The 9919-nt window shown below is 65.5% G+C and carries 10 protein-coding genes and 2 pseudogenes; 7 read left to right on the top strand and 5 right to left on the bottom strand.

The genetic code is table 11. The features are described from left to right. The 3 genes and pseudogenes from VML93_RS23420 to VML93_RS23410 all read left to right on the top strand — a co-directional run. Positions 1-370, top strand: a pseudogene (locus VML93_RS23420) (serine/threonine protein kinase); the annotation flags it as partial. Between the two features lie 26 nt (positions 371-396). Further along, the gene (locus VML93_RS23415) at positions 397-1743 is read left to right on the top strand and encodes an adenylate/guanylate cyclase domain-containing protein (protein WP_325614669.1); all 1347 of its coding nucleotides are present in this window, start codon (positions 397-399) and stop codon (positions 1741-1743) included. 64 nt (positions 1744-1807) lie between these two features. After that, positions 1808-2062 (top strand): annotated as a pseudogene (locus VML93_RS23410) (serine/threonine protein kinase); the annotation flags it as partial. Positions 2063-2154: 92 nt separating this feature from the next. Here VML93_RS23410 and VML93_RS23405 read toward each other — a convergent pair. Beyond that, positions 2155-3285 (bottom strand): NmrA family NAD(P)-binding protein, encoded by a 1131-nt coding sequence (locus VML93_RS23405; RefSeq protein ID WP_325614668.1) that lies wholly within the window; start codon positions 3283-3285, stop codon positions 2155-2157. A gap of 123 nt (positions 3286-3408) precedes the next feature. On the opposite strand from VML93_RS23405, the gene VML93_RS23400 reads away from it, so the two are divergent. Further along, positions 3409-4056, top strand: a complete 648-nt coding sequence (locus VML93_RS23400; RefSeq protein ID WP_325614667.1) for a TetR/AcrR family transcriptional regulator — start codon at positions 3409-3411, stop codon at positions 4054-4056. 20 nt (positions 4057-4076) lie between these two features. Here VML93_RS23400 and VML93_RS23395 read toward each other — a convergent pair whose 3' ends face one another. Continuing rightward, on the bottom strand, positions 4077-5087 hold the full coding sequence (locus tag VML93_RS23395; protein WP_325614666.1) for a sigma-70 family RNA polymerase sigma factor: 1011 nt from the start codon (positions 5085-5087) through the stop codon (positions 4077-4079). Between the two features lie 155 nt (positions 5088-5242). Between VML93_RS23395 and VML93_RS23390 the strand changes: the two genes are divergently transcribed. Together VML93_RS23390 and VML93_RS23385 are read left to right on the top strand one after the other, a co-directional pair. Then, on the top strand, positions 5243-5821 hold the full coding sequence (locus VML93_RS23390) for a dihydrofolate reductase family protein (protein WP_325614665.1): 579 nt from the start codon (positions 5243-5245) through the stop codon (positions 5819-5821). A 427-nt stretch (positions 5822-6248) separates the two neighbouring features. After that, entirely contained in the window at positions 6249-6530 is a 282-nt protein-coding gene (locus VML93_RS23385; protein ID WP_325614664.1) for a hypothetical protein, read from the top strand. Between the two features lie 3 nt (positions 6531-6533). On the opposite strand, the gene VML93_RS23380 is transcribed toward VML93_RS23385, so the two are convergent. From VML93_RS23380 to VML93_RS23370, 3 genes are all read right to left on the bottom strand, one after another. Further along, positions 6534-7016: a nitroreductase family deazaflavin-dependent oxidoreductase gene (locus VML93_RS23380; protein WP_325614663.1), complete on the bottom strand. Its 483-nt coding sequence runs from the start codon at positions 7014-7016 to the stop codon at positions 6534-6536. A gap of 41 nt (positions 7017-7057) precedes the next feature. Beyond that, entirely contained in the window at positions 7058-7381 is a 324-nt protein-coding gene (locus VML93_RS23375) for an antibiotic biosynthesis monooxygenase family protein (protein WP_325614662.1), read from the bottom strand. A 103-nt stretch (positions 7382-7484) separates the two neighbouring features. Then, positions 7485-8699, bottom strand: coding sequence for a hypothetical protein (locus VML93_RS23370; RefSeq protein WP_325614670.1), 1215 nt, complete (start codon positions 8697-8699; stop codon positions 7485-7487). 870 nt (positions 8700-9569) lie between these two features. Here VML93_RS23370 and VML93_RS23365 point away from each other — a divergent pair. Continuing rightward, the coding region (locus VML93_RS23365) for an FIST N-terminal domain-containing protein (protein ID WP_325614661.1) at positions 9570-9919 on the top strand (350 nt) is incomplete at its 3' end.

Raw genomic sequence — 9919 nt, 5'->3', positions numbered from 1 at the left:
GAGCGCACCCACAACGACGACGACGATGCCGGTGCTGTCACGTCCGGTGCAGGGCGCCGACGGCCTGGGCTTCATCGGCCACTCCGCCCGATGCGACCCGGGAAACCCGCCGGCGTCGGTGGTGCGGACCGCCAAGTCGCTGGCGGTGGTGTGCCAAACCCCGTCGGGAAGTTTCTACTACCGCGGCGAGCGGATTCGGGACGGCGCCAACATCGAACTGCCCAACGCGGTACGGGTCGCCGACGGCTTCGACGTCGCCAACCCGGCCGACGGCACCCGCTACGAGGTGCGTCCGCAACGGCTCAAGATCCTGAGCAATCGGCACGTCGATTCCTCGGAACGGGTGCTTCAGTACGCCACGGCCAGCTAACCGCCAACCGGTGGCATGCTTCTTGCATGGCGGCCGTGCCCCAAACCGTCTATGCGCGCGACGGCGATACGCACCTGGCGTATCAGAACGTCTCTGACCAGGGGCCGGATCTGCTTTTCGTCCCCACCGCGACGTTCCCGATCGACTTGCTGTGGGACGAGCCCACCCTCGCCCGCCACCTGCGTCGGCTGGCGTCGTTCAGCCACCTGATCACGACCGACCTGCTGGGGATGGGAAGCTCAGACGCGGTGCCGATACACGACCGTCCGGCAATGCAGTCCTGGACGGACGGGCTGGTCGCGGTGCTCGACGCGGTTGGCAGCGAGAGTGCGTCGGTGTTCGCGATGTCGGAGTCGGCGCTGCCCGCCATGCTGCTGGCCGCGAGTCATCCCACGCGGGTGCAGTCGCTGGTGCTGTGGAGCGGGTACGCGCGCTACCTGCGAGCCGCCGATTATCCGTGCGGGATGCCCGAGGCGACCTTCAGGCGGTATGTCGACACCTTCGGCGACACCGTCGGGACCGGTGTTGTCGTTGACGAGTTGGCCCCGAGTTGGGCGGGGGATGCCGCGAAGCGGCGTTGGTGGGCGCGCGGCGAGCGCCTGGCCGGCGGCCCCGGGTACTTCAAAGCCATCTTCGACCTGTTCTTGGGTACCGACGTGCGGCCCGTGCTCGACAGCATTCAGGCGCCGACGCTGGTGCTACATCGCCGCGGTGACCGCCATGTGAACGAAGGCCATGGTCGTTATCTCGCCGACCGGATTCCCAACGCGCGCCTGGTGGAGTTCGACGGGGACGACCATGTGTGGTTCGCCGGCCAGTCCGATCGGGTGCTCGACGAGATCGAGTCGTTCGTCACCGGTGCCCGCGCCGTCAGGCCGACCAACCGGGTGCTGTCGACCGTGTTGTTCACCGACATCGTCGGATCGACCGAACGCGCCGAGGCCCTCGGCGACGCGGCGTGGACAGCGGCCCTCGACGCGCACAACGACGTGGTGGAGAAGCATGTGGTCAGCGCGCGGGGCCACATTGTCAAGTTCACCGGCGACGGCGCACTGGCGACCTTCGACGGGCCGGCGCGCGCGATCAGCTGCGCGTGCGCGATCCGGGACGCGGTGCAAGACCTCGGGCTGGATATCCGCGCCGGCCTGCACACCGGCGAGGTGGAGATGATCGAGCGCGATGTGCATGGGATCGCGGTGCATATCGCCGCGCGCATCATGGCGCTGGCCGGGGCGGGCGAGGTGCTCGTGTCGGGCGTGGTGCCACCGCTGGTCCTCGGATCGGGGATCGCGTTCGACGACCGCGGCAGTCACGCGCTCAAGGGTGTGCGCGACCCCTGGCCGGTCCTGGCGGTGCGCGACTTGCGCAATTAGGGGCCGGTGAACTGCGCCTAGCGGCGGTCGCTACGAACTGCGCGGGGTTATCGGCCGCGGTGGGATGGCCGAGGTGCGCGACGGGTGGGACTCGAGGCTGAGTCGCGCCGTCGCGATCAAACTGCTCTATCCCGGGGCGGACGTCCGCCCGGATAGCCGTCCGCGGTTCGAGGCGGAGGCGCGTGCGTCCGCGCAGCTGGTCGGTCGACACGTCGTGGTGGTCCACGACGTAGGCGAGCACAACGGAATGCCGTTCATCGTCATGGAGCGGCTGCCGGGAGTGTCGCTGGCCGACCACATCGCGCGCGGGCCGCTGCCACCGGTCCCGCCACCTGGCCCACCGGGCCATCCGGGCGGCCCGGGTGGCAAACACAAAGGCGGGGGCGGAGACCAAGGCGGCGACTGACCGCACTACCCGGCCTGTCGCGATAGCGATGTCGGGTGAGTCTGGATTACGCCATACCGACCATTTGAGGGATCGACTGGTGCGTGTTCGTGTCGCCAGACCGCCGATTGTGCCGAGAACCGCGGCTGGGCGGGCTGGGGATGCTGTTGGAGTCGGTCGAATTTGTCCAGATCGTGCATGGGTGTGAGCCCGGTCAACATGAAGTTCCAGAGCTGGCGCATGAAATTGCCTGCGGTGCGCCGTGTTTCAGGGCCGCCGACGTAGCGGCGCGCGATGGTCAGAAAGTCCTCGGGTTCGACGCCGGCGACGTCACGCACGTGGGTCGTCGGTCCGCCCACCTCAAAGGCTCCGAGCGCGGTCTCGGGCAGGTAGTGGCGTACGCCGGACTCGAAGAACAGGTCGGCGCCGAGCCGTTTCGCGTTCACACGCACGGCCTTCATGAACATCCGTGGGGGAATATCGATGTGGCGGACCCGTCGGCCCAACGCCTCACCTATCGCGTCGGCGATCTGGGCTCCGGTTAACAGGGTCGGCCCGGTTGGGCGGTACGCGCGACCGTCGTGGCGGTGCGGGTCGAGCAGTGCACCGACCGCTACCCGGGCGATGTCTTCGTTGGACGGCGGCGCGTTGCGGCCGGCCCCGGTCGGGGACGGCAACACGCCCAACTGGGCGGCCATCGGGAGCAGGTTCAGATAGTTGTCGGCGAAGAATCCGGGGTCAACGGCGACGTGGGCGGTATCCGGCAGTAGCTCAAACAGCTGGTCGATCAACCAGGCATGGCGGGTCATCAGCGAGGGATGCTCAGGGCTGGCCAGCCACTGCCCCAACGCCACCACCGCCTCCACCCCCGAGCGCCGCGCCGCCACGGCAAAGGCGACGGCGCTGTCGAGGGCGTGCGGGTGATACGGCGGGTTGAAAAACACCCGGTCAATTCCCTCGACCGTGGCCGCGACCTGCTGAATATCGAACATGTCGGCGACGACGACTTCGGCACCCAGCGCTCGCAGGCGGGCGCTGCGCGCATCCTCGCGGTGTACCAAAGCCCTGGTGGGCACACCCTTTTCCAGCAGTTGGGCGGCCACCGCGCCGCCGATCTTGCCCGTGGCGGCGGTCACCAGAACGCGTGAGTTTGTCATTGGATTTTCCTTCCCTAAGTAGGGGACTTGAACCAGCGATGATGTGACCACTGGTTACATCGCAGTATGCGACTCCTATGTGACCGTTGTCAACATCGAGGTGGGCATGGGATTCTGGCGGGCATGAGCCCTGCCAGCGCCGACCCTGGACGCCGAAAGGCCTACCACCACGGCGCGCTGCACTCAGCGCTGGTCGAGGCGAGCATCGCGCTGGCCCGCGAGGGTGGGCCCGATCGGGTCATCCTGCGCGAGGCTGCCCGGGCCGCCGGGGTCTCACACTCGGCCGCTTACCGTCATTTCGCCGACCGCGAGGCACTGCTGGCCGAGGTGTCGCGCCATGCGCGCAGCGAGCTCGGCGACGAGATGCGCCGACGGGTTGCCCGCGCCAAAGGTCCGCGCCTCCGGCTGCGCGCGGTCGGCACCGCCTACATCGACTTCGCGTTGACCGAGCCCGGGCTGTTCCGCACCGCCTTCACGTCGCATCCCGCCACTTCGCCCTCGGCAGATCATCGGGCGGACGGGGGCGGACCCGGCGATGGAGTCGATCCGTTCGACATCCTTGCTGAAGTGCTCGACCAGTGCCAGGCCGCCGGTTTGCTGGACCCACACCGGAGGCCCGGAGCCGAGATTGCGGCCTGGTCGGCGGTGCACGGCCTTGCGGGTCTGCTGCTGGACGGGCCATTGCCGAGAACCGCGGCCGGCATCGAATTCGCGCGGCGGCAAGTGCTGGAGCTTATCGAGCGCGGACTGCTCGACGGCGGCTCGTCATGAGTAGTCTCCGGGGTCGTCGTCTAGGTGCTGGACAGCGATCGCGGTAGCCCGAACCATGGGAGCACGCTGTTGTCGAAGCGAGTCATGGCGCAGATGCGGTCGCCGGCGAGGCTGAGGACGTAGAGGCCGACGCCGTGGCTGATGCCGGTGGGGGTGCGCAGGTAGGCGCCGAACGCTGGCTGACCGTTGGCGCGTGTCGGCACGAGGTCGAACCTGCGGCCCGCGCGGAACAGATTCGCGCAGAAGCGGGCCACGACGTCTCGGCCCTCGTATTCGAAGGGCATCGGTGGCATCGACATAAAGACGTCATCGGTCAGAAGGGCTACTAGCGCGTCGAGATCGGCCGACTCCCACGCGCGGACGAACTTCGTCACCATCGCATCCTCGGCGGGTGAGTCGCGCGCGGGTGGGGGTTGGCGGTCGTCGGTTGTGGGCCGACGGCGCTGCAGGCTAGTGCGCGCCCGTTTGAGGGCACTTTTAACCGATTCGACCGTCGAGCCCAGCATGTCGGCCACCTCGTTGGTGTGGAATCCGAGGACGTCGCGCAGGATGAGCACGGCGATCTGGCGAGGTGGCAGGACCTGAAGGGCGGCAATGAAAGCCAGCGAGATGGATTCGGTCTGCTCGTAGCGGGCTTCCGGGCCAAGCGGCGCTTCGGTGACACCGCCGAGAAGGGCGTCGGGGAATGGCTCGAGCCAGACGACTTCACCGAGGCCGGTGGGTTCGGGCGGTTCAACATTGGGCACGTCCCACTCCTTGGCCGGGCGTCGGCTCGCTGAGCGACGGGCGTTGAGGCAGCAGTTGGTCGCAACCCGGTAGAGCCAGGTGCGCAGCGAGGCGCGTCCCTCGAATCCTTTGAGGCCGTGCCAGGCAGCCAGCAGCGTGTCTTGCAGGGCGTCTTCGGCGTCCTGCAAGGATCCGAGCATCCGGTAACAGTGCACCTGCAGCTCCCGGCGGTACGGTTCGGTCAGCTCCCGGAACGCCTCGCCGTCCCCGGCCTGTGCCCGGGACATCAGCTCGCCGGCTACCACCCTCGCATCACCTTCCTCCGGCACCTCGTGACACTTCGGTCGCATATGTAGACACCGGCGGAACGGCAAACGGGGCGCTTGGCAAGCGCCACTTTGTTGACGATGCGGTGTCTCCATTAGTGGTAGCTGACAATGCGCAACCAAGGAGAGCAAAGATGGGAAAGATCATCATCAGCGAGAACGTCACGCTTGACGGAGTCGTGCAGGACCCGATCGGCGAGGAGGGTTTCAGGGCCGGCGGCTGGTTCGGCCAAGTCGAAAACAGGGACCGGGAAGAGTGGGCAAGAGTCGAGCTCGATGAGGCGCTGGGCGCGGAGGCCCTGCTGCTGGGTCGGCGGACCTACGAGTTCTTCGCCGCACGCTGGCCGTCCCGCAGTGGCCAGTGGGCGGACCGATTGAACAGTCTGCCCAAGTACGTTGTGTCCGCGACTCTTCAAGATCCTGACTGGAACAACTCGGCAGTACTGACCGGCGACTTGGTCGATGAGGTCTCCAGGCTGCGCCGAAAGCTGCACGGGGACATCGTCGTCTATGCCAGCTTCCAGCTGGTGCACACATTGATCGAGCACGACCTCGTCGACGAGCTGCGGCTGATGATCTATCCGTTCGTGCTCGGTGTTGGCGAGCGCCTCTTCGGTGAGATCAGCAGCAAGAAACGCATGGAATTGATCGGCATCCGCACCGTCGGTAACAGCCTGGCGTTCCTCACCTACCAGCCCGTCCGAGACGCCTAGGACCCTGCTTCGACAGGTCATGAAAGTCCACCTCCGCCTCGGCTGCGGGCTCATGAGTCTGGGCCACACAGCCCAACTCCAGCAGCCGGCCCGCCTCGGCCAGAATCTGCGGGCGGCGCTTGCGGACATGATCTCGCACAGGTGGAGCCAGTTGGAGCCGTCCTGGTGGGGCCAAATCAGCCTGTCACGGCCATGCGGGGCTCTGGTGCGCGCCTGGGCTTTTGGCGTTGCCGTTACCCGTCGCATCAGGCGCACCGGGAAGCGATGACGTTCGCGGCCAAGCAAAAACCATTCCCACGTTGTCCACGGCGACATTGACATACCATGCGCACCCGATCCGAGAATTGAACGCAGGCGACGTCACAATGGCTTTGGCTGCCGTGCCGTCGGCTGGGTGTGTGAACAGACGAACCGAAGGGTTGACGAGATGAGTAATGACGCGGCTTATTACCGTGCTGATGTGCAGGGTCTTAATCCCGGGGATGCGACGACCCGTACGTTGGACCCAGTCGATGGCAAGGAATACACGTACGCGACAACCCGGCTCGACGTTGCGCGTGAGATCGCGGCCAGGCATGCCGATTTCGGTGTCTACAGCGTGACGCTCAACGAGCCTATCGAAGTAGACCCCGACGCTGCCCAGGACGGCCTTGGTGGATTGTTCGTCAGGTCTCCGTGGGGCGCGGTGGTGGATGTCTTAGGGCAATGACCGTCACGCCGCCGTCCGCACCAGAAAGATGGGATGGCTGGCGGCCGCACGTTCGAATTCCGCTGTGGTGGAGTTCATGTCGACGTCGAGGTACGGAAGCACCGAGAAGCGCCGGTATACCTTGACCATGAGCCGCGGAATACCGGGCGGGCCGGTCTGCAACGCAGAGCGCAAGATCGGTGCCGCCTGCTCGGGGGGCAGCTCAACTGCGGCAATCTTCTCGGTGTGGTGAGCGCTGGTGAGCGTGGCCTCGCCGCCGGCGGCCCGAAGGTTGCGCACCCAATTCACAACTCCGTATGGGGCAACCAGATAGCGATTCCCGTCTTTCTCAAACACCGCGAGCGGCGTTTCGATCGGTTGCCCACTTTTTCGGCCACGAACGGTCAGAATCGTGAACGTTCCAAACCGCACTCCCGCACGCAGCAGCGACTTCATCACCGCGTTGTTGAACCGAACGGACGCACCCACGCGATACTGCTTCGGCATGCTGTCACGCTCCTTTTCGATTGAGTGACATACCTTTTCAACTACGGCGCGGTGACCTCAACGACCGTGCGGTAGAGGCCTGGATGGGCCGTCGCGCGAAATTCAGCAGCCGAGCGGCGGACACTGTCTTGAAAGGTGGGCTGGGCGGTAGCCGCCTGCAGCGCAGCGGCGCTGTCCCACTCCGCGACGTTGATCAACTGGAAGCGCGAATCTGGTGACAACGCGCGGTGCAGCCGGAACGAACGAAATCCGGGCTGCTTGCTCATGAACTCGGCACGTTCACGCCATTCGACCAGAAACGCGTCCAGCTGTTCTGGGTCGATCTCGAATACATTGACGAAGGTAATCGCGTCGGATTGAGTCATACTGTGTCACTTCCTGTCGAACCTCACCTTTGTCGACACGTGGCCGCGACAAAGTGTGACCACTCTGGTGCTCGTCTTGCTCGCCGCGCACGCGCGAGCCCTGTCAGCGTCTGCGTCGCAGCCGCGACGGGTCGACGAGCCCGCACTGCACCAGCGCCTGGTCGATGAATCGTTGCACCGGCTGGGAGCTGAAGAACCCGGTGTGACCGCCTGGGTACCACTGGATCTCGGGTTTGCCCCACTGCTCCCAGAGACGGGTGACGTGGTCGCGTGGGTGCACCAACCTGTCGGCGATGCCGGCATAGATGAAGCGGCCTTGCATCGGCACGCGGGGAGTCAAAGCCAGCGGCGAGGCCATTCGGCCAATGGGTTTGGCCGCATTCATCGACTGGCGCAGGCGATCGTGGCCACTGAGGCCGGCATGGCGGCCGACCAACTCGACCAGATCCACGGCGGGGACTCCAAGAATCGCGCACGTCAGCCCGTCGTCGAGGCTGCCGACCAGCGAGCTGATCAGACCACCGAGGGAAATGCCATTCAGCCCGATCATGGCTTGGGGCTGCTGCGAGCGGATCCAGGACAGCAGGCGCCGGATATCCCACACCGCCTGCGCGGCGCCGTGGACGTCGTCGAGCACGTCTTCGCTGGGAAATGCAACACCTTTGGGGAGATTTCGTGACCGTGGGCCGTGCATGGGAAGGACGGGAAGCACCACATTGAGGCCGAGGTCGCGATACAGGTGCCAGGCACGAAACAGCATGGGGTCGAGCGCAGCCCGTCCCATCTCCGCGCCGTGCACACATATCAGCCAAGGTCGCGGCTTGCGGTGTCGGAACATCAAGGCGTATTCCCGCCGATTGCCGCGGTAGCTCAGCCACCGTTCCCGGGCCGGTTCGCCTTCATGGGGCTGGTATTCGCTTTCGAAGGACAGGCGCTCGTAGCTGCGACCCATGCTGTTGACGGGTTTGACTGTGACGTCGGTCAGCGGTGGGGGTTCGGCGAAGAACCCTTCAGGGTTGTCCAGCCAGCCCCTTTCGGCGTAAAACTCAAGTGCCGCAAGCACTTCGCTATCGATGCGTTCGAGTGTCGACGTGCTGGGCGTCTGCCGCAGCAGGCTAAAACCCGTCAGCAGGATCTCGTCGCGGAAAGCCTGCGCCGCCAGCGCGAGGGTGGGCCGCGCCACCGGAAGCTCGTCGGGCTCGCGATCCAAGTAGGCGGCCCAGGACCGGGCGTAGAAGCCGCCGGTACGGGTGAACGGCTTCAGCACCTGCTCCAGTGGGTTGGCGCTGTGAGGGCGCTGATGCTCGATGTCGTGCATCTTCCAACGGTAATGCTTCGAAGCGAGGTTTACCTGTATCTGGTGCAACTGGGTGACCGTGCGCGATGCCGTCCCGTCCTGGCGGTGTCGGGGCCGTCCCTGTCGCTGTGAATCGGCGCGCTCGATGCTGTTTTGATTGACAATTGTTTTGGAAATGTTGACCAGCGGATTTAATGGTTGGTCCGTGCTCGAACCGTTAATCACCTTTGCCTCAACAGTGACGATTGTATCTCCGCTCACTTTGTATAATTGGTCGTGTGAAAAGTCTGGAGTCTCGGCTGGAAGTAAGCCGTTCTGGCGTCCGCAGGGCGGCAGGGCTTGCTGATATGAGAATCGCAAACCCTGTGCGCGCCCGACTCAGAAGCTATGCGACACAAGGGCATAGAGGTGCGGTCTCTTCGTGTGGCTTGCCGCATTGTGACTCGGAGATAAGCCTTACGACTACCGCGGCGCCCCGAACCGAAGACTTCGAGGCTGAAACCGGCCTCGTCGAATTAAAGCCGCGCTGGCGACCCAGCGAACACGAAATCGTGCTCACGGCAATCACGGTGACCTTTGTATCCCTCATGGCCATAATTGCGGTGGCCGCAGCGGCGATCTTAACGATGGGCTAAATCATTCACCAGACATCGGCCCTCGCGATGTCTGGTCAGTTCGCTGCGTGCGCGACCAACGCGACGTCCCCACGCCAGCCGGGAAGCCACAGTCGAGGTCGTTATCATGTTGTAGCACAACATGATACAACCAGTTCGCGGTCTGACCGCCGCTTTAACTCAGCTGGGTGGACAGCGCCTTCACCGGGTCCGGCGTGGCGTGCCCGCGCGCGAACTGGTCGGCGCGCTTCAGGTGCGTGGGGCGCATCATGGAAGCATGCGGATCGGAGTCGGGGTTTCCACGGTGCCCGACGCACGGCAGGCCGCGGTGGAGGCCACCGCGCACGCGCGCGACGAGCTCGCGGGTGAGGCGCCGTCGCTGGCGGTGCTACTCGGATCGCGATCACACACCGACAAGGCTGCGGACGTCCTCGACACGGTGCAAGAGATGGTCGAGCCGCCCGCGCTGATCGGCTGCATCGCCCAGGCGATCGTCGCCGGCCGCCACGAGATCGAGGACGAGCCCGCGGTGGCGGTGTGGCTGGCGTCGGGCCTGGCCGCCGAGACGTTCCAGCAGGACTTCGTCCGCACCGGCTCGGGTGGCCTGATCACCGGTTACCGGTTCGA

It is taken from the genome of Mycobacterium sp., from assembly GCF_035499775.1.
Taxonomy (GTDB): domain Bacteria; phylum Actinomycetota; class Actinomycetes; order Mycobacteriales; family Mycobacteriaceae; genus Mycobacterium.
This window is presented reverse-complemented; position numbering and strand designations above follow the sequence as displayed.

Excerpts from the sequence above, each read along its gene's own strand:
- VML93_RS23370 (WP_325614670.1), bottom strand. The coding sequence starts at position 8,699 with ATGCACGACATCGAGCATCAGCGCCCTCACAGCGCCAACCCACTGGAG.
- VML93_RS23375 (WP_325614662.1), bottom strand. The coding sequence starts at position 7,381 with ATGACTCAATCCGACGCGATTACCTTCGTCAATGTATTCGAGATCGAC.
- VML93_RS23380 (WP_325614663.1), bottom strand. The coding sequence starts at position 7,016 with ATGCCGAAGCAGTATCGCGTGGGTGCGTCCGTTCGGTTCAACAACGCG.
- VML93_RS23400 (WP_325614667.1), top strand. The coding sequence starts at position 3,409 with ATGAGCCCTGCCAGCGCCGACCCTGGACGCCGAAAGGCCTACCACCAC.
- VML93_RS23415 (WP_325614669.1), top strand. The coding sequence starts at position 397 with ATGGCGGCCGTGCCCCAAACCGTCTATGCGCGCGACGGCGATACGCAC.
- VML93_RS23390 (WP_325614665.1), top strand. The coding sequence starts at position 5,243 with ATGGGAAAGATCATCATCAGCGAGAACGTCACGCTTGACGGAGTCGTG.
- VML93_RS23405 (WP_325614668.1), bottom strand. The coding sequence starts at position 3,285 with ATGACAAACTCACGCGTTCTGGTGACCGCCGCCACGGGCAAGATCGGC.
- VML93_RS23385 (WP_325614664.1), top strand. The coding sequence starts at position 6,249 with ATGAGTAATGACGCGGCTTATTACCGTGCTGATGTGCAGGGTCTTAAT.